Here is a 17,927-nt window from a genome sequence, read left to right on the forward strand (position 1 = left end):
AAACGGAGGGGCGGTTCATTCCGCCCTTTCTTTTCCTTTGCTCATGGCAACCAAGACCTCCACAAATATCCGGCGTAAAACTACTGCCGCCCGTCGTTCTTCCTCTCCGCGGAGCAAGAAGAAAATGCAGCCACGTACCATGCCCGTATGGTTGCGCAATCTTTTGGCGGTCTGTATCATTCTTGTTTTTTCTACCGGCTTTTACTGGTTTTTCATTCGTCCTTATGCTTATCGCTGGAAGCCTTGTTATGGTCAGAAAGGTTACGGTGTATGTATGCCTTGCAACTATGAGGTGCATGGCATAGACATATCCCACTATCAGGGAAAGATAGATTGGGAACTCCTGACACATAATAGAGAAGCCCAATTTCCCATTCACTTTATTTTTCTGAAAGCTACCGAAGGCGGCGATCATGGTGACGATACGTTTACGCAGAACTTCGGCCAGGCGCGTAAATACGGTTTTATCCGTGGTGCCTATCATTATTTTATCCCTAAGACCGATGCCCGCAAGCAAGCCGATTTCTTTATCCGTACCGTGCAGCTGGCAAAGGGAGACCTGCCTCCCGTACTTGATGTGGAGACTACCGGCAAGCAGTCACCGCAGGAACTTAAAACGGCAGTCAAGACTTGGCTGGATAGGGTAGAGGCGCATTACGGCGTAAAGCCTATTCTTTATACTTCCTATAAATTCAAGAAACGCTATCTCAGCGATTCCATTTTCAATGCTTATCCTTATTGGATAGCCCATTATTATGTAGATTCCGTGCGTTATGAGGGCAAGTGGCACTTTTGGCAGCACACGGATGTAGGCACTGTGCCCGGTATTGAAGAAGAGGTGGATTTGAACGTCTTTAATGGTACAATGGAGGAACTTTTGGAGCTTACGTTGAAAACTCCTTGTATAGAACGCTAAAGGTCAACTTTAGCTTCCTGATATTGACCTTTAGCTTTTTAGTATTGACCTTTATTATTTTTGGAATTTCACTGCTGCCCACCGGTTCTTCTCACGATGGTGGACAAAGTGCAGCCCGTTGCGTTCGGCTTCTTCGCGGATGACGGGAATGTCATCTATGTAGAAACCGCTCATCAACAATTCCGCTCCGGGATTCATGCGGGCTATGTAGTGCTTCATATCTGCCAGGAGGATATTGCGGTTGATGTTGGCGATAACCATATCAAAAGGACCTTTGCTTTCCAGAGAGGAGGCATCGCCTTGGGATACGGCAATATTGTCCACTCCATTCAATTCTATATTTTCGAGGGAGTTGCGCACACACCATTCATCTATGTCGATAGCTGTACAAGGGGAGGCTCCACGCATGCGTGCCAGTATGGCAAGGATGGAAGTCCCACAACCCATATCGAGCAATGCTTTGCCTTGCAGGTCACTATCCAGCAGTTCGCCTATGATGAGGCTTGTTGTCTCGTGGTGCCCTGTGCCGAATGCCATTTGCGGATTGATGACGATGTCATATTCTGCTTGTGGGACATCGTTGTGAAAAGTGCTGTGAATGACACAACGGTCTCCGATAACGATGGGCTGGAAGAAGTTCTTCTCCCATTCCTCGTTCCAGTCTTTGTCTTCGGCTTCTATGAAATTATATTCTATCTGTGTATCGGGCAGAGGGAAGTCTGCAAGTGCTTCTTTGAGTAGAGATTCGTTATACAGCTCTTTCTGTATATAGGCAGTGATACCGTCGGTCTGCTCAACAAAACTTTCAAAGCCAGCTTCACCCAAGACTCCGGAAAGTACATCGTTGACTATTTCTGTGCACGGAACAGTGCGGAATGTAAATTCTAAATATTTCATCGGAATATGATTGTTTGTTAAATGCAGAAGAAGATTTTAAAGAACAAATCTATTTCTGCGTATCTTTGTTTTCACACTGCAAAGGTAATGTAAACCGAGGGCAGAATAAAATGAACTTGTTCATTTTTTATGCGGAAGTGCCGCTTGCCTCGTCAAAAGGCGGGGTATTTAGGGAATTCCCTATAAATCTTTGGGGAAAATCTGCTGCATGGGATAAAATCCGGCGTTATCTTTGTGACGTGAAGAAATAGATAAACGTAAAATCCATAAACCAAACTAATATGAAAAAGATTGTTTTTTTATCGCTTTTTGCCTTGTGCCTCCCATGGACACTGGTGGCACAAAGTATAGATGACGACCTTTACTACACTCCTTCCAAGAATAAGGAAGAGAAAAAAGAAGAGGTGAAGCAGGAGAAGAAAGTCGCTGCTCCCGTAGAAGAGATTGTAGTAAAGTCGAATGTACCGACCACTGTCTATTCATCGCCGGGAAGCACTACTGTTGTAGTAAAAGACCGTAAGGGAAACACCCGCGATGTGGACGAATATAACCGCCGTTATGACTCCCGCGACAATGATTTCGTGATGGAGAACGATACCCTTTACATCAATGAAAAAGAAGATGACGGCCTGGACGGCGAATGGGTGAACGGTGAATTTGAAGGTTCGCAGGATGATTACGAGTATGCTACCCGTATCATCCGTTTCCGTAATCCCCGTTATGCCATCAGCATCAGCAGCCCGCTATATTGGGATGTGGTCTATGGCTTGAATTCCTGGGATTGGAACGTGTATACCGACGGATTATATGCATATGCTTTCCCTACATTCACCAACCGCTTGTGGTGGGATTGGCGCTATAACTCTTATGGTTGGGGCGGTTATCCTTACTATGGCTGGGGATGGAACAGCTGGTACGGTCCGAGCTGGAGCTTTGGCTGGGGCGGCTGGTACGGCGGTGGCTGGTGGGGACATCATCATCACCATCACTATCATCCCGGATATTATCCCGGTGGCGGTGGTCATTGGGGAGGTGGCCATTGGGGAAATGCATATACCAATAGACGTTCTTATGGTCCGAGCCGTTCTTCTTATGCCGGAAACAGAGTATCGTCCTCTACTTCCCGCCGTTCTTCTACTGTAAATGGAGGGCAGACTGTACGTCGTAGCAGTACTACTTCCGGTCAAGTGAGACGTAGCAGTACCGGTACGTCAACCCGTCGGGTGGTAGGTACAAGAAGTTCGTCTACAGTTCGTTCAAGTTCTTCTGCAACTCGCTCAAGTGTAAACCGTTCGAGTGCGGCTTCTACCCGCCGTTCCACTTACACCCGTCCAAGCAGTACGCGTAGTAGCTCATATAATAGTAGCGTAGAAGGAGTTCGTAGCAGTCGTTCTTCCGGTGTACGCTCTTCTGTTGGAACTTCCACTCGTAGCAGGACTTCATCGACTTATAACAGAGGTTCAAGCGCCGCACCGGCACGCAGCTACTCCAATGACAACAATCGTAGTAGCAGTCGTTCATATTCTGCTCCAGTACGTTCATCCAGTAGCACCCGTTCTTCTTCCAGCTTCTCTTCAGGCAGTAGCTCACGTTCCAGTTACTCCAGTGGTGGTGGCGGTGGTGCCAGTCGTTCCAGTGGCGGCGGTGGTTCCAGAAGACGGTAAGTATAAGTATGTTTTAATCTAACAAGACTAAGAATTATGAAGAAGATAACCATGATAGCCCTTGCTATGTTTACAGCTGTAGGCGCAGGGGCACAGACAATATATGATGCAACGAATATAGCACAGAAGGAATTGAATGGAACCGCCCGTTTTGTCGGAATGGGCGGAGCTATGGGAGCATTGGGTGGTGATATTTCTACCATAGGAACCAATCCTGCCGGTATCGGTATTTATCGTAGCAATGATGCTATGCTTACCTTTGGCTATTCAATGACGGGCACAGAAAGCAATTATGTAGGTAATAAATTTGAAACGAACAAGAACCGCTGGAGTTTTGATAATGCCGGTTTTGTGATAGCTTCGAAGATAGGCAATCATACTCCTTTGCGGTATGTGAATTTTGGTTTTAATTACCACAAATCAAAGTCATTCTATAAGAATATGACGATGCAGGGGTTGATGGGAAGCATAGATAATCAATATGTATCTCAAGTGCGGAGTATGGCGCAGCAGGCTACGGATGCAGCTTATGCGTTCTATCATCGTCCTCAATATGATTACCCGGATCAAGGAGCTTATTTGGACTATGGTCGCAAGGATATTTATCAACATAATTATGCTGGATGGCTGGGGACTATGGGGTATCAAGGTGCACTTGTTCTTGAGGATATAGAAAGTGAGGACTATAATACTTATCTTCCTTATATTCCTTCCGAAGCGGATGCTTATTTCTTGTCGCGTGAGCGTGGCGGTATTGACCAATATGATTTCAATATCTCCTTCAATATAAATGACCGTTTTTACTTTGGTGTTACTCTGGGTGCTTACGATGTGGATTACAACAAATATTCTCTCTATGATGAAATGTATGCCTACAAATGGGAGGGCGACGGGCAGATTTATGAGGAAGGCTACTCTTTGGAGAGCTTTAACCGTATACACGGTTCGGGTTTCGACTTCAAATTCGGTGCCATCTTCCGGCCGATTGAGGATTCTCCGCTTCGTATAGGTTTGGCTGTGCATACTCCTACTTATTACAAACTGACTTATACTACGGGAGCGTTGCTGACTTCGGATTTGTTTTTACCGAATGAGGCTGGGGATGAAACTCTTACTCGTACCACTGTGGATACTTATTCTGCATTAGGCGGTAGAGATATGGACCGTGATTTTAAGCTGCAAACCCCGTGGGTATTTAATGCAAGTTTGGGCTATACAGTCGGTAATAATCTGGCTTTGGGAGCTGAATATGAATATGAGGACTACTCAAGCATGAAGTTCAAATATCCTGAAGGTGACGAGATGGCATGGGAAACGGGTGAGGCTGACCTCTGTATGAAGGGGGTAAGTACGCTTCGTTTAGGAGCAGAATACAAGCCGATACCTGCTTTCTCTCTGCGTGCCGGTTACAATTACAGTACTGCAGCCTATAAAAAGGATGCTATTAAGGCATTGCCTTCCAATTCTATAAATACAGATACGGATTTTGCCAATAGCAAATCGATGAATACTTTCACTTTAGGTATCGGTTATCGCTTTTCTTCGTTTTATGCGGATTTGGCTTATAAATTCGATACTTATAAATCTGATTTCTATCCGTTTTATAATGATATAAATGGCTTGGTAACACCGCCAACAACGGAAGTTACCAACACTCGCAGTAAAGTGCTATTTACATTGGGCATGCGTTTTTAGAAGAACAATTTTCATTGCAGATAACCTTTCATTGTCAATACCTTAGGGTATAAAAGAACTCCCCGGAATGTACAAATACATTTCGGGGAGTCTTGTGTTATAGGGGAGGGATTACAGATACCATGCCACGCCAAATGAATAGGGAGATACTTCCGGTCCCTTGTCTTTCTGGAATAATCCGTATGTGGAGTAGCGCAGGTAAATGCCGATATTACCATAACCGGCTTGTGCCAGCAGGTTTATGCCGACGGGCTGCACATACATACCTTTGCCTACGGTTTTCTTCTTGCCTCCGTTGATGTGTGAGAATGACTTCACGCTGTGACGTATCTCAAATTCGGGACCGGCATTGAAGAACACTTTGTTTCTTCCCACTCTTTGCTGCCATTCCATCAATACGGGTACACGGAAGAAGAAATGGCGCAGACGGCTTTTATTGTAACTGGTGTCTTCGTTGCCTGCGGTGAAGATGCTGGTTCCGTTTTCCTTCAGCAAGGCATAGTTACCGTCGATATTGAAAGAACGGTATCCCCAGCTGACTCCCAGGTTGATTCCCCAATGCGGGTTCTTCTTGAAGTTGTGATATACGGAGAGGATGTTGAAGCCGAATTCCCATGACTTGGATAAGTCGAGTCCCATCTTGTCGCTTGCTCCGAAGGAAAGGAAGTCGTTAGCCAGCCGGCTGTAGCCAATATACAGACCGGAACAGTGCGGTTCGTAAGCATTGTATCTTCTCTTTTTGGGGATGAATGGCAGGGCGTCGAGGAAAGTGCGCTTGTCTGCATCCACTTTCTCGAGATAGACTCCTTCATAAATTTGTACTTCTTTCTTTTCTCCGTCTTCCAACTGCTCTTCGTACACCTTGATGCGCATGTCTCCTTTTCCTTTCCGGATGATGATGGAGTCGCCTTGTGTCTGTACTGTAGCTTTCTGTTCAGGGTCAGTCTGTTGTTGTGCTGCCATGCGGCCGGCCGGCACAGCAAGCAGGCAGGCCAAAATCATAATTCTGGTTTTCATATCGTATATTGTTTTTAGTGTTATTCCGATTTGTAAAGCATATCCATCATTTCCTTTTCACTGAGCAGACCCTCTATGTAAATCAAAGTGCCCATGGAGTCTTTTCCTATCTTGAAAATGATGTAGCGGTTCAGCTTCTTTCCATTGCGTTCCACCTCTTTCAGTTGGTAATAAGCGCTGCGCAGCACACCGCTTTCCATTACCTCCTGCGCCTTCTTTGCGTTATCTTGCTTGTCGTGTACAATGGCCTGCTGAATTTCCCGGCGATAGGGGGATACATTCTTGAACACAAGGCTCTTGTAGGTAGTCATGCGGTAAGATTTCAGGATACTGCCGTTCAGTTCTACCCTGGTCACGTCCTTTTGCTCGCCATACTTGCTGAATAGGTCGGCTATTTGCAGTCTCTCTTGTGCATGTACAAAGGCTGGCAGGCAAATCAGCAGGGAAAAGAGGCACAGACTACGTATGCAAATCAGTATAGATGTTTTCATAACCTTGTTATATTAGTGTTGAAACAGTAAGTTGCTTAAATCTTCATCCGTGAAGCTGGCGTTCTGCAGGGCTTCTAGTGCTTTGGCTTCCACCAGTTTCTCGTCTGTATACCGCTGGCCGTCGATGACGACATAATTTTCGGGAACACCGGAAAGCGGAAATATAATCTTAGCTACCCCGAGAAGCAGGAGCAATCCGGCGGCAATGCCGCTGACAGCATAGAATGTGCGATAGAGACGGAAAGGCTTCCGCTGTGCGGGTACTTCCTTTGCCGATTCTGTTGTTACGGATTTTTCCTCTGTCGGTTCTGCCATTGAAGTTGCTTCCCGGTTCAGATAAGCGAATAGGGGGCGGTACGTTTGCAGGTGCTCCGGCACTTCCTCTTCGGTAAAGAAACGGCGCAGTTCACGCTCTTCTTCGCAGGAAGTTTCCCCTTCGAAATATTTATCCAGCAGTTCATCTATCTTCATGGCTCATTTCTCCTTTCTTTTCTTTCTTGTATGGTTCGCAGGTAAACGTCTCTCACTTTCTTCCGGGCTCTTGACAGATTGCTGCGGATGGCTTCCGGTCCGCATCCCGTGATTTCGGCGATTTCGTCCGTTTCGTATCCTTCGATGTCCTTCATCCGCATGATGGTGCGTTGAAGATTGGGCAGCGAGTCGATGATTTCGTGCATCAGGTGGATTTCATCTTTGATTTCCAACAGCCGTTCCGGTGTTCCGGTGGGGGATGCCGCCTGCACTATGTCGAGAGATAGGGTGTCGTTGCGTTTGCAGCGCCACATATCTATACAGATGTTGTGCGTCAACGTCATGGCAAATGCTTCGATGCTCCGGTATTGCTCCAGTTCAAGCCTTTTGTTCCATAGCTTGAGCAGTACCTCCTGGACGGCATCTTCTGCATCCTCCGGTTCGTCGGTCAACTTCCGTGCATAGTTCAACAGCTTGGCACGGAGTGGAAGAACGGTTATTTTGAATTCTTTGAGTTCCATTTACACAGATAAGACGAATGGGAAATACAAACGTGACATTGTAAAGTGAAAAAAGTTGGAATAAAAAAAGGGACTTACTAACATTAGCAGTCCCTTTTCTTCACATTACTATAAAAGTATAGGATTATTTCTTGAAATAGCGGTTGTACAGACCTTCGAAACCTTTACCGTGACGGGCTTCGTCCTTAGCCATTTCGTGAACGGTGTCATGGATAGCGTCGAGGTTCAATGCTTTGGCACGGGTAGCGATACGCTTCTTGTCTTCGCATGCACCTGATTCTGCGTTCATTCTCTTTTCGAGGTTTGTCTTGGTGTCCCATACGCAGTCGCCCAGCAGTTCGGCAAACTTGGAAGCGTGTTCTGCTTCTTCCCAAGCGTAACGCTTGAAAGCTTCTGCAACTTCGGGATAGCCTTCACGGTCTGCCTGGCGGCTCATTGCCAAGTACATACCAACTTCTGTACATTCGCCCATGAAGTGGTTGTTCAGGTCCTTAATCATTTCGTCGTCGCAACCTTTGGCTACGCCGATTACGTGTTCGTCGGCAAATACCAGCGGGCCGTCAGCTGTTGCTTCTTCAACTTCTACAAACTTGCTTGCGGGAGCTTTACACAATGGGCACTTTTCGGGAGCTGCATCTCCTTCGTATACGTAACCGCATACAGTACATCTAAATTTTTTCATTTTCTCTCAGATTTTAATTAGTTGAATTAGTTATTCTTTGTTGTTCTTAAACGTTCTTCTTCTATGCAATGTTTACAGATTCCTTTATAATAGTAGTGGATTTCCTGCACATCGTGCCCGTCCATATCCATGTCGACCACTTTCTTGATGTTGTTATTGCACATCAAGTCATAAATCTTTCCGCAACGCTTGCACAAGAAATGACCGTGCGGGCTGGTATCGGCATCATAACATGTGTTACGCTCGTCGATAGTCAGGGTTTGTGCGGCACCTTGCTCGCTCAGTAGTTTCAAGGTATTGTATACCGTTGTTTTAGACAGTGTCGGTATGGAGGGAGACAGTGCCGTATAGATTTCATCCACCGTGGGATGCGTACGATGCTCTATCAAGTAATTCATGATGGCTATGCGCTGTACTGAAGGCTTGATATTATGATTCTGCAATCGTTTTACTACATCCATATAATCTAAAGTTTCAAACTTGTAATTATTACATTTTTAATTCACTTGCAAAGATAGGAAGTTCCTATAATTCTCCAAAAGATTTTTGGAAAATTTTTAGTTGCGGTCATTAAAATTGTTTATATATGTTCCTCTTCTTGTAGGTAGGTTGCCGTATTTTTGTCATAAAAGCGAAGGCAGGATGCACCCGGTTTTAGTCAGTTTCTCGTGCCGATATAGATAAAACGTTTTTCCCTTATCTCTCTTAATCAGAATTTTGCCGTATCTTTGCACCGAATAAATAATATAGCATCCTTATGAATTACGGATATGTAAAAGTAGCGGCGGCTGTGCCCCGTGTCAAGGTGGCTGACTGTAAGTTCAATGCCTCAGAGATTGAAAAAGAGATTATTATAGCCGATGGGAAAGGTGTGCAAATCATTGCTTTTCCGGAGTTGTGCATTACCGGATATACTTGTGGCGACCTCTTTGCCCAGCAACTTCTGCTCGAAGAGGCGGAAATGGGGCTGATACAGATTCTGAACAATACGCGCCAGATGGATATCATTTCGATATTGGGCATGCCCGTTGCACTGAACGGTGTGTTGCTGAATGCGGCGGTTGTCATTCAGAAGGGGAGAGTGCTGGGCGTTGTCCCGAAGACTTATCTTCCCAATTATAAGGAGTTTTATGAGAAGCGCTGGTTTACTTCCGCATGTGATGTGGCGGAAAACAGTGTGCGCCTTTGCGGGCAGATTATTCCGATGGGGAGAGACCTGCTGTTCGAAACGGCAGATACCACTTTCGGAGTGGAGATATGCGAAGATTTGTGGGCACCCATACCGCCCAGTTCCACGCTGGCACTGCAAGGTGCGGAAATCTTGTTCAATCTTTCGGCCGACAATGAAGGTATCGGCAAGCACAATTATCTGCGCTCGCTTATCAGCCAGCAGTCGGCACGGTGCATTGCCGGTTATGTATTCAGCTCATGCGGTTTCGGAGAATCCACTACGGATGTGGTGTTTGCCGGCAACGGACTGATTTATGAGAACGGGACTCTGCTGGCGGCAAACGAACGCTTCTCTTTCGAAGGGCAGGTGGTCATCAGTGAAATTGATGTGGAACACTTGCGTACGGAGCGCCGGGTGAATACGACCTTCGCGGCTTGCCATGCAAATTGTGTTTCGGCCCTTCCGGTACGAATCTCTACGGAGTATGTCAACAGCAGGGATTTGAACCTGACACGTACTTTTGAACCGCATCCATTTGTTCCGCAGGGGATAGCGTTGGACGAACGCTGTGAGGAGGTATTCTCCATCCAGGTGTCCGGACTGGCGCAACGTCTGGTGCATACTAAAGCGAAAAGTGCCGTTATCGGCATTTCGGGTGGACTGGATTCTACGCTGGCGCTGCTGGTTTGCGTAAAGACTTTCGATAAGTTGGGATGGTCCCGCCAGGGTATTGTCGGTGTCACCATGCCGGGATTCGGAACGACCGACCGTACTTACACGAATGCCATCGACCTGATGAACTCCCTCGGTGTGACTGTCCGCGAAGTCAGTATCAAGGAGGCCTGCATACAGCATTTCAAAGACATAGACCATGATGTCCATGTGCACGACGTGGTTTACGAGAATGCGCAGGCACGGGAGCGTACCCAAATCTTGATGGATATTGCCAACCAGACCTGGGGAATGGTTATCGGTACGGGCGACCTTTCGGAACTTGCTTTAGGATGGGCCACTTACAACGGCGATCACATGTCGATGTACGGTGTGAATGCCAGCGTCCCCAAGACTCTGGTGAAGCACTTGGTGAAATGGGTGGCAGAGCATGATATGGACGATGCTTCACGTGCTACCTTGCTCGATATTGTGGATACTCCCATCAGCCCGGAACTGATTCCGGCAGATGAGAACGGTAATATCCAGCAGATTACCGAGGATTTGGTGGGGCCGTATGAGCTTCACGACTTCTTCCTTTATTACTTCCTGCGCTGCGGTTTCCGTCCTTCCAAGATATTTTTCCTGGCAGCACGCACATTCAAGGGGATGTATGATGAAGAAACCATCAAAAAATGGTTGCAGACTTTCTGCCGTCGTTTCTTCAACCAGCAGTTCAAGCGTTCCTGTTTGCCGGATGGTCCGAAGGTGGGCAGTATCTCTCTGAGTCCGCGCGGTGATTGGAGAATGCCGAGCGATGCTTCGTCGGAGATGTGGCTAAGGGAGGTGGAAGGACTCTAATTCTTTACTTCGGGTATTCCGTAATATCGATATGGGTATTTGATGACTGCATCTTGTTTGCATTCTTGCTGCATGTATTTTGCAGTGCGACTGCAAACGTGTTGCAGTATCACTGCATAACTGTTGCAGTCGTACTGCATATCGGTGTGCAGTGCCACTGCAACGACTTTGCAGTGGCACTGCAAAATGTATGCAGGATTTTGCAGTAATAAGCTGTTGATTAATAACTAGTTGTAAAAGTAGGGATATGCTGCGTGTATGGAAAAGTGCAGCTTAGTTTCGTTTCCCGTAGTATCGTTTGTAGATTTTTTTGTATTCCTTTCCCTTTTTGAAACTATCCAGCCATGTGTTGAGGCTGTCCAGCAGGATAGGGGACTGTTTGCTTACTCCCCAGGAATAGAATTGCGTGAAGCTGATGGCGGTATTGATGTCTATTTGAGGAATGCTGTCGGCTGCGGTACGGGCAATGCTTTCGTCGCATACGGCATAGTCGATGTCTCCATGGGCTACCAAGGCAATCAGTTGTTCGGAACCGTACTTCTCTATTTCCTCAACGTAGATGGTGTCGCCTATCTCATTTCCCAGGTTGCGGATGCGTAGTATGGAAGGGGAGCCTTTCACTACGTGCAGTGTCTTTCCAGCCAGGTCCAGTTGGCTTTTGATGAATAATGACGAGTCGGAAATATTCTCAAGCTTGCGTTGCACCAGCACTTGCTTGTTCAGCACAATAGGGGTGGTAAGCAGCAAGGAGTCTTTCAGCTCACTGGTGGCGAGGATGCCGTAGGCAATCACGTCATATTGCCCGTCGGCCAGGCCTTCCAGCCGCTTGTTGAAGCTCATTTCCGGTGATATGGCCGCTTGCAGCCCGTGGTCGCGTGCAAAAGCTTCTATCAGCTCGTAGTGGAAACCGGACAAGGTGTCATCATCCACATAGAAACTGATGGAGTTGTATTCCGTCGAAGCATGTATGATGCCTTCGGCAGCTATCTCGGCATAATCGCGCGGATGACCTTTCGGTTTCTCTTCTTTCTCGATGAGATAGTGGGCAATGAGAGCCGCTGCAATTCCCAGAAGTGCGTATTTGAGCAGTCTGCTTTTCGTCATACAGTCATCTGTTAATCATAGAAATTCCATGAGACGCCAATTTTGAACAAGCGCGGATTGATGGGGTAGTGCGGCACCAGGAAGGAATTGGCGCTTCCCATACCCGCGTTGACGTGATACATCATGGCAAAGATACGCGTCCGCTTCAAGTGCAGGTTGGCATATACGTTTACGATGGGGTAACCGCCTATTTCCACCAAATCGTCCGTAGGTTGCAGATGGAACTGCTGGACGCCGGGTGCATAGGCAGGTGCGTTGTACTTGGTGAAGTAACGGACATCGGCACCCAACTGAACGGTCAGCACCTTCTTGGCGAGTTTAGCCAGTATGTAGAAGTTATGGTAGAGCGAGAGTTGGGGCAATGGAAGTACTGTTTCATTGCTCGTCTTCTGCCAGGTCACCTCATTGTCCAGGTGGAAGACACCGAGGCGGAAGTCTTGTTTCAGTGTGGCGGACAGCACTTGTATGTTGCCTCCGTTCTGTTCGGGCAGGGCGCTTTGGTTGAAGTAGGTGTAGTTCTTGATATTCTCTACGCCGGCACGGAGATTGGTTCCCCAACGGGAAATGTTCAGCTCGCCTTCCACACGCGTACGGAATTCCTTGTCCATGTTGTCGTTGTCCCAGTTGTAGTGGTTGGAGTGGTAATGGCGCATGTAGAAGGAAGGAAGCGTGTTGCTCACATAACCGCGGGCGTAGAAGTTCACCGTATCTTTCCATAGACGGAAGTTCAGGTCCAGATTGGCGTTGACGCGGAACTGCCCGATGGCTTTGTCTACCAACCCCACTTCACCGTTTACGTTGTAGTGCAGCAGTTTGCCTTCGCGCTTGGCGAGTTCGCCACCCAGGAAGATTTCCTGCTCGGTGTAGCGGATGCGGCGCATGTCGGTAAGTGTGTCCGTATTCATCAGGTCGTACCGGCTGAACTTGTGGGAGATATAAGCCGTAAGTCCGGCTTTGGCGTATTTGTTGAAACCTTCCAGCAAGGCTATTCCGAACACGTTCTTTACACTGAATGCCGTGGTGGAGTCGTTGCTGTAATTCTTGTAAAGCTTGTAGTCTTCCGGGAAGAATCCTTCGGGCTCGCTTCCCGAACGGAATTGGTGTCGCGACCGCTCTACTTTCAAGGTATGGATAAAGCTGGTGACGGGGACGAACTCTTCTTCGAAAAGTGAGTCGTTGTCTGCGGTAGAAACAGACGGCAGGCTGTCATTGGCAGCTGCAAGTGTGCTGACCGATTTTGATGCTATGCTGTCGTTTGGCAATGCTATGTCGTTGTTCGAAGCGGATATTTCGGCTTCAGAGGACGGGGAGGATGAGGCTTTGGGTGCGGATACCGTCGGTTTGCCTTCTTGTGTGTTCCGTACTCTCCGCGTAAAACCAAGACGATAGCGCTGTGTCAGATAGATATAAAAATCCTTGTTACGGTTGGAACTCTGTTCCAATTTGACCGGAATAGTGGTGGACTCGTACTCTTTCTTTCCTCCGGACATGTTTTCGGGACGGGTGATGTATTGGTCGTCTGCAATACCGCCGTTCTCGTTCATCTTCAGGAAAAAGTTGTTGTAGACTGCTTGTACCTGGTATTTCTCGCCGATATAGCTACCGAACAGACCTGCATTGAAGTGCGAGGTGGACTGGTTCTGGTAATAACCGCGTCCGTACAGATAGTCGATGTTAAAGCCAAATGCCAACTGCTTGTTGACGTTGACGGAGAAGTAGGACTTGAAGCGTTCTTCACCGTTCACTTTGCTGCCGGCTTTGTAGTAGGTAAGATTGGTGTAAGGCACGTTGCTGTTGGTGAAAAGCACCTGGTCGGGACGTGTGAAAAAACTGGAGAAGGGAGCCATGAAGATGGTAGGTTCGCTTTCCTCCCGTTCGAAGAACAGACGTGAGAGGCGTGGAGAACCTAAATTTCCCAAGTAGTTGTAATGGCCGAACATTCCTTCCACCAGATTGGTGCTCTGGAAGTTGAGGCTGGCTGTGTCGGCAGGTATGATGGTACGGTTGCCCAGTGTCTCACTTAGTTTCCACATGTAAAGCTTGGGTGGAAGACTTTGAATCTCAGTATTGGTACTGTCTTCCAGATTGTCCGGCTGGGTATTCGGGTCAATCTGGTTACCGAACCGGTCGCGATTGTTCATCGGGTTTAAGGTGTTTTGCGCCATAGCCCCCCATATCCCTATAACGGACAGAAATATATATGTCAGTACAATTCGTCTCATAATTAGGCGCAAAGATACAATAAAAAATTATTTGCTTACTGAATTCAGCCTTTTTTGCTTCTTTTAAACTGTCTTGTTTTCTGTTTTGTTCTATACTGCTTCCGGTTCTCTGCCCTTGAATCCATACTTTTTCCGGCTTGAAATGAAATAAGCCCTTGCAATAAATCAATATCACAAGGGCTTATCCGTTTTCCTTTATCTCTTATTCTGGCGTAAAGTTCCTCCTCTTATGGGGAGTGGCTTTACATAGCCTTTCATTTCATTTCCTGAATAAGTTCCATTCCTTTCTTGATAGCTTCTTCGTTCATCGGTATCAAGTGGTGGTGGCGTTCGGGCAGTGTCTTCTTCAATCCTCTGAGTACACTGTCCAGTGTAACCATCGGCTTGATTTTCAATAATCCACCCAATACAATCATGTTGAATGCCTTGGCGTTGTTCATTTCATTGGCGGCATCCATGGCGTTGATGCGGTAAACGTGGATGTCCTTACGCGTCGGCGGGTTGATGATGCCGTAACCGTCGTAGATAAGTACGCCTCCGGGTTTTACCTTGCTTTCGAATTTCTCCAGTGACGGCTGGTTCAGGATGATGGCGGCATCGTACTTGCTTAAGATGGGTGAGGATATTTTCTCGTCACTTACGATGACTGTTACGTTGGCTGTACCACCACGTTGTTCCGGTCCGTAAGCCGGCATCCAAGTCACCTCTTTGCCTTCCATCAATCCGGAATATGCCAAAATCTTTCCCATGGACAATACACCTTGTCCACCGAAGCCTGCTATAATGATTTCTTCTTTCATTGTTCTTCTGTCTTTAGCATGATTATTTATCTTTCAGGTCGCCCAGCGGATAGAAGGGGAACATGTTCTCTACCATCCATTCATTGGATTTCGCAGGAGACATCTTCCAGCCGGAGTTACAGGTGGAAACGATTTCCACAAGGTTGGAACCTTTGCCTGCCATAGAGTTCTCGAATGCTTTGCGGATAGCCTTTTTCGCTTTGCGGATGGCGGGAACGGACTGTACGCTTTGGCGTGTCACGTAAGCGGTTCCTTCCAATTGTGCAGCAATATCGGCCATCTTCAGCGGATAGCCGTGCAGATGCACGTCACGTCCGTAAGGGCTGGTCGATGTCTTCATGCCTACAAGGGTAGTGGGAGCCATTTGTCCCCCGGTCATACCATAGATGGCATTGTTGATGAAGATGATGGTGATGTTTTCGCCGCGGTTCAAGGCGTGGATGGTTTCGGCAGTACCGATACAAGCCAGGTCGCCGTCTCCTTGGTAAGTGAACACCAGGCGGTCCGGCCAAAGGCGCTTGATGGCAGTGGCAAGTGCGGGCGCACGTCCATGGGCGGCTTCCTGCCAGTCGATGTCTATATAATTATAGATGAACACGGCACATCCCACGGGGGAGATGCCTATTGCTTTGTCTTCCAGTCCCATTTCTTCGATAACTTCGGCTACGAGTTTATGAACTACGCCGTGACTGCATCCCGGGCAGTAGTGCATGGGATTGTCGTTCATCAGAGTCGGTTTCTTGGCAACCAGATTCTCGGGCTTTATAATATCTTCTTTTGTCATAATCACTTCTCCTATCTGTTGGTGAACCGTATGAAAAACTCCATCAACTTGACGAATATCGCCGCGCCGCAGACGTAGATGAACAGCTTGAAGTCATCTTTTGCAGCAAAATATATAATGATAGCTGCCAGGGCAAGTACCATGAAGAGAATGTTCAGTACGTTTCTTATTTTATCAGGATTCATTTCTTAATCAGTTTTTCTTTCAATGCATCTACTATCTCATCCGGATCGGGAACAATGCCGCCGAGGCGTCCGAAATGTTCCACTTTCACTTTACCGTTCACGGCAAGGCGGACATCTTCCACCATCTGTCCGGCATTCAATTCTGTAACGAGCATACCTTTCACCTTGTCGGCATACGCGGCAATGACTTTGGTCGGGAACGGCCACAACGTGATGGGGCGGAGCATACCTACCTTTATTCCTTCTTCGCGTGCCAGCTCCATTGCTTTCTGTCCGATGCGTGCCATAGAGCCGAAGGCTACAATCAGGTAGTCGGCATCATCGCAATGAATTTCCTCGAAGCGAACCTCATTCTCTTCTATCTGCTTGTATTTGGCCTGGAAACGGATGTTGTTCTTTTCCATTTCTTCCGGTTTCAGTTCCAATGAGGTGATGACGTTGGGTTTGCGGCCATTGGTTCTGCCGGTAGTGGCCCATGGGCATTGTTCGATGACTTCCGCATCGGTGCGGCGTGGCTTTTGTACCGGGAGCACCACTTTTTCCATCATCTGGCCGATGACACCGTCGGCAAGGATGATTGCCGGATTACGGTATTTGAAGGCAAGTTCGAATGCCAGTCCTACGAAATCTGCCATTTCTTGTACGGAAGCCGGAGCAAGGGCAATCAGACGATAGTCACCGTGGCCGCCTCCTTTTACTGTCTGGAAATAGTCGGCCTGGCTCGGTTGGATGGTTCCCAGACCGGGACCGCCGCGCATAACGTTTACAATCAAGCAAGGCAGCTCGGCACCTGCCAGATAAGAGATACCTTCCTGCTTTAGGCTGACACCGGGGCTGGAGGAGGAGGTCATGACCATTTTACCACTTCCGGCACCGCCGTACACCATATTGATAGCTGCCACTTCACTTTCTGCCTGAAGAACCACCATGCCGGTCGTCTCCCAGGGTTTCAGTTCGGCAAGAGTTTCCAATACCTCCGATTGCGGAGTAATGGGATATCCGAAGTAACCGTCTGCACCGCAACGGATGGCTGCGTGGGCGATGGCTTCGTTTCCTTTCATTAATACAACTTCTTCTGCCATATTCTACTGATTTACAGATTTATTCTACTTTTATTTTATATACTGAGATACATCCGTCCGGACATACTGTGGCGCACGAGGCGCAGCCGTTACAAGTATCTTCCAATATTTGGTGGGCATAGTTATACCCTTTCACATTCACCTCCTTGGTGAGGGCTATTACGTTGAGCGGACACGCTACCACACACAAGTTGCAGCCTTTGCAACGTTCGGTGTCTACTACGATTGCTCCTTTGATTTTTGCCATAATTTACGTTCTTTATTTATTGATTGTACATATCCTTGTTGTAGAAGTTCAGGATGTCCATAGCCATTTGATAGGCATGTTGTGCCGGGCTTTCGGGGTTCAGGTCGATGGCATACTGATAGTTGTTCAGTGCTTGTTGCCAGTTGCCTTGTTTCCGATAGGCATTTCCCCGCAGGTAGTAAGCTTCGTCTTTGCCGGGAAAGTCTGTTTGCAGTATTTCGTCAAGCTGCTGGATGGCTTGCTCTACATTTCCCTGGTTGATAAGCTCTTTTATGGTATTCAGTCGTTCCATATCTAAAAAATATCCGGGTTATCGAACCACAAAGATAGTTTTTATTTGAAGACAATGAGCATCTTCACTGTGAAAAATAAGAAAAAGGGGCAAATAAAAAGCCCGAAGTTTCTCACGATTCTATCAGAATGTCAGAGCTTCGGGCGGATATCATAAAGAAGGTGATTCTATTGC

General features: G+C 47.3%; 19 protein-coding genes. 4 read left to right on the forward strand and 15 right to left on the reverse strand.

The window, feature by feature from the left end; translation table 11 throughout:
- The first annotated feature begins 43 nt into the window (after positions 1-43).
- The gene (locus NQ510_RS11025) at positions 44-916 is read left to right on the forward strand and encodes a glycoside hydrolase family 25 protein (RefSeq protein ID WP_005836022.1); all 873 of its coding nucleotides are present in this window, start codon (positions 44-46) and stop codon (positions 914-916) included.
- A 54-nt stretch (positions 917-970) separates the two neighbouring features.
- Here NQ510_RS11025 and prmA read toward each other — a convergent pair whose 3' ends face one another.
- Positions 971-1,813, reverse strand: coding sequence for a 50S ribosomal protein L11 methyltransferase (prmA, locus tag NQ510_RS11030; protein WP_005826639.1), 843 nt, complete (start codon positions 1,811-1,813; stop codon positions 971-973).
- A gap of 281 nt (positions 1,814-2,094) precedes the next feature.
- On the opposite strand from prmA, the gene NQ510_RS11035 reads away from it, so the two are divergent.
- Both NQ510_RS11035 and NQ510_RS11040 read left to right on the forward strand, forming a co-directional pair.
- Complete coding sequence (locus NQ510_RS11035) at positions 2,095-3,477, forward strand: hypothetical protein (protein WP_005826635.1); 1,383 nt, start codon at positions 2,095-2,097, stop codon at positions 3,475-3,477.
- Positions 3,478-3,513: 36 nt separating this feature from the next.
- Complete coding sequence (locus NQ510_RS11040; RefSeq protein ID WP_005826631.1) at positions 3,514-5,172, forward strand: OmpP1/FadL family transporter; 1,659 nt, start codon at positions 3,514-3,516, stop codon at positions 5,170-5,172.
- Positions 5,173-5,283: 111 nt separating this feature from the next.
- Here NQ510_RS11040 and NQ510_RS11045 read toward each other — a convergent pair whose 3' ends face one another.
- From NQ510_RS11045 to NQ510_RS11070, 6 genes are all read right to left on the reverse strand, one after another.
- Positions 5,284-6,189, reverse strand: a complete 906-nt coding sequence (locus NQ510_RS11045; RefSeq protein WP_005826629.1) for a cytochrome c-type biogenesis protein — start codon at positions 6,187-6,189, stop codon at positions 5,284-5,286.
- Positions 6,190-6,209: 20 nt separating this feature from the next.
- Positions 6,210-6,680, reverse strand: coding sequence for a DUF4252 domain-containing protein (locus NQ510_RS11050; RefSeq protein ID WP_005826627.1), 471 nt, complete (start codon positions 6,678-6,680; stop codon positions 6,210-6,212).
- 12 nt (positions 6,681-6,692) lie between these two features.
- Positions 6,693-7,151, reverse strand: coding sequence for a hypothetical protein (locus tag NQ510_RS11055; protein ID WP_005826626.1), 459 nt, complete (start codon positions 7,149-7,151; stop codon positions 6,693-6,695).
- A complete protein-coding gene (locus NQ510_RS11060; RefSeq protein WP_005826624.1) occupies positions 7,148-7,672 on the reverse strand; it encodes an RNA polymerase sigma factor in 525 nt (174 codons plus the stop codon). The genes NQ510_RS11055 and NQ510_RS11060 overlap by 4 nt, the downstream gene beginning before the upstream one ends.
- A gap of 124 nt (positions 7,673-7,796) precedes the next feature.
- The gene (locus NQ510_RS11065) at positions 7,797-8,354 is read right to left on the reverse strand and encodes an NADH peroxidase (protein WP_005826622.1); all 558 of its coding nucleotides are present in this window, start codon (positions 8,352-8,354) and stop codon (positions 7,797-7,799) included.
- Positions 8,355-8,380: 26 nt separating this feature from the next.
- Positions 8,381-8,815, reverse strand: a complete 435-nt coding sequence (locus tag NQ510_RS11070; RefSeq protein WP_005826619.1) for a Fur family transcriptional regulator — start codon at positions 8,813-8,815, stop codon at positions 8,381-8,383.
- A 296-nt stretch (positions 8,816-9,111) separates the two neighbouring features.
- On the opposite strand from NQ510_RS11070, the gene NQ510_RS11075 reads away from it, so the two are divergent.
- A complete protein-coding gene (locus tag NQ510_RS11075) occupies positions 9,112-11,037 on the forward strand; it encodes an NAD(+) synthase (RefSeq protein WP_005826617.1) in 1,926 nt (641 codons plus the stop codon).
- A gap of 273 nt (positions 11,038-11,310) precedes the next feature.
- Here the strand turns inward: NQ510_RS11075 and NQ510_RS11080 are convergent, their stop codons facing one another.
- The 8 genes from NQ510_RS11080 to NQ510_RS11115 form a co-directional block, all read right to left on the reverse strand.
- Complete coding sequence (locus tag NQ510_RS11080) at positions 11,311-12,141, reverse strand: transporter substrate-binding domain-containing protein (protein WP_005826612.1); 831 nt, start codon at positions 12,139-12,141, stop codon at positions 11,311-11,313.
- An 11-nt stretch (positions 12,142-12,152) separates the two neighbouring features.
- Positions 12,153-14,363, reverse strand: a complete 2,211-nt coding sequence (locus NQ510_RS11085; RefSeq protein WP_005826610.1) for a putative porin — start codon at positions 14,361-14,363, stop codon at positions 12,153-12,155.
- Positions 14,364-14,617: 254 nt separating this feature from the next.
- Entirely contained in the window at positions 14,618-15,163 is a 546-nt protein-coding gene (locus NQ510_RS11090) for a 2-oxoacid:acceptor oxidoreductase family protein (RefSeq protein ID WP_005826606.1), read from the reverse strand.
- Between the two features lie 22 nt (positions 15,164-15,185).
- Entirely contained in the window at positions 15,186-15,947 is a 762-nt protein-coding gene (locus NQ510_RS11095) for a thiamine pyrophosphate-dependent enzyme (RefSeq protein WP_005826605.1), read from the reverse strand.
- Positions 15,948-15,958: 11 nt separating this feature from the next.
- Complete coding sequence (locus tag NQ510_RS11100) at positions 15,959-16,132, reverse strand: hypothetical protein (protein WP_005826603.1); 174 nt, start codon at positions 16,130-16,132, stop codon at positions 15,959-15,961.
- Entirely contained in the window at positions 16,129-17,214 is a 1,086-nt protein-coding gene (locus NQ510_RS11105) for a 3-methyl-2-oxobutanoate dehydrogenase subunit VorB (RefSeq protein WP_005826601.1), read from the reverse strand. Before NQ510_RS11105 ends, NQ510_RS11100 begins: the two co-directional genes overlap by 4 nt.
- Before the next feature lie 19 nt (positions 17,215-17,233).
- A complete protein-coding gene (locus tag NQ510_RS11110) occupies positions 17,234-17,461 on the reverse strand; it encodes a 4Fe-4S dicluster domain-containing protein (protein ID WP_005826600.1) in 228 nt (75 codons plus the stop codon).
- A gap of 16 nt (positions 17,462-17,477) precedes the next feature.
- Complete coding sequence (locus tag NQ510_RS11115) at positions 17,478-17,753, reverse strand: tetratricopeptide repeat protein (protein WP_005826598.1); 276 nt, start codon at positions 17,751-17,753, stop codon at positions 17,478-17,480.
- Positions 17,754-17,927 lie beyond the last annotated feature (174 nt).

This window comes from Bacteroides uniformis (assembly GCF_025147485.1).
Classification (GTDB): Bacteria; Bacteroidota; Bacteroidia; order Bacteroidales; family Bacteroidaceae; genus Bacteroides; species Bacteroides uniformis.

Coding starts and splice junctions, on each gene's coding strand:
- NQ510_RS11070 (WP_005826619.1), bottom strand. CDS start 8,815: ATGGATGTAGTAAAACGATTGCAGAATCATAATATCAAGCCTTCAGTA.
- NQ510_RS11025 (WP_005836022.1), top strand. CDS start 44: ATGGCAACCAAGACCTCCACAAATATCCGGCGTAAAACTACTGCCGCC.
- NQ510_RS11090 (WP_005826606.1), bottom strand. CDS start 15,163: ATGAAAGAAGAAATCATTATAGCAGGCTTCGGTGGACAAGGTGTATTG.
- NQ510_RS11055 (WP_005826626.1), bottom strand. CDS start 7,151: ATGAAGATAGATGAACTGCTGGATAAATATTTCGAAGGGGAAACTTCC.
- prmA (WP_005826639.1), bottom strand. CDS start 1,813: ATGAAATATTTAGAATTTACATTCCGCACTGTTCCGTGCACAGAAATA.
- NQ510_RS11065 (WP_005826622.1), bottom strand. CDS start 8,354: ATGAAAAAATTTAGATGTACTGTATGCGGTTACGTATACGAAGGAGAT.
- NQ510_RS11100 (WP_005826603.1), bottom strand. CDS start 16,132: ATGAATCCTGATAAAATAAGAAACGTACTGAACATTCTCTTCATGGTA.
- NQ510_RS11080 (WP_005826612.1), bottom strand. CDS start 12,141: ATGACGAAAAGCAGACTGCTCAAATACGCACTTCTGGGAATTGCAGCG.
- NQ510_RS11085 (WP_005826610.1), bottom strand. CDS start 14,363: ATGAGACGAATTGTACTGACATATATATTTCTGTCCGTTATAGGGATA.
- NQ510_RS11050 (WP_005826627.1), bottom strand. CDS start 6,680: ATGAAAACATCTATACTGATTTGCATACGTAGTCTGTGCCTCTTTTCC.
- NQ510_RS11115 (WP_005826598.1), bottom strand. CDS start 17,753: ATGGAACGACTGAATACCATAAAAGAGCTTATCAACCAGGGAAATGTA.
- NQ510_RS11105 (WP_005826601.1), bottom strand. CDS start 17,214: ATGGCAGAAGAAGTTGTATTAATGAAAGGAAACGAAGCCATCGCCCAC.
- NQ510_RS11075 (WP_005826617.1), top strand. CDS start 9,112: ATGAATTACGGATATGTAAAAGTAGCGGCGGCTGTGCCCCGTGTCAAG.
- NQ510_RS11035 (WP_005826635.1), top strand. CDS start 2,095: ATGAAAAAGATTGTTTTTTTATCGCTTTTTGCCTTGTGCCTCCCATGG.
- NQ510_RS11110 (WP_005826600.1), bottom strand. CDS start 17,461: ATGGCAAAAATCAAAGGAGCAATCGTAGTAGACACCGAACGTTGCAAA.
- NQ510_RS11040 (WP_005826631.1), top strand. CDS start 3,514: ATGAAGAAGATAACCATGATAGCCCTTGCTATGTTTACAGCTGTAGGC.
- NQ510_RS11045 (WP_005826629.1), bottom strand. CDS start 6,189: ATGAAAACCAGAATTATGATTTTGGCCTGCCTGCTTGCTGTGCCGGCC.
- NQ510_RS11095 (WP_005826605.1), bottom strand. CDS start 15,947: ATGACAAAAGAAGATATTATAAAGCCCGAGAATCTGGTTGCCAAGAAA.
- NQ510_RS11060 (WP_005826624.1), bottom strand. CDS start 7,672: ATGGAACTCAAAGAATTCAAAATAACCGTTCTTCCACTCCGTGCCAAG.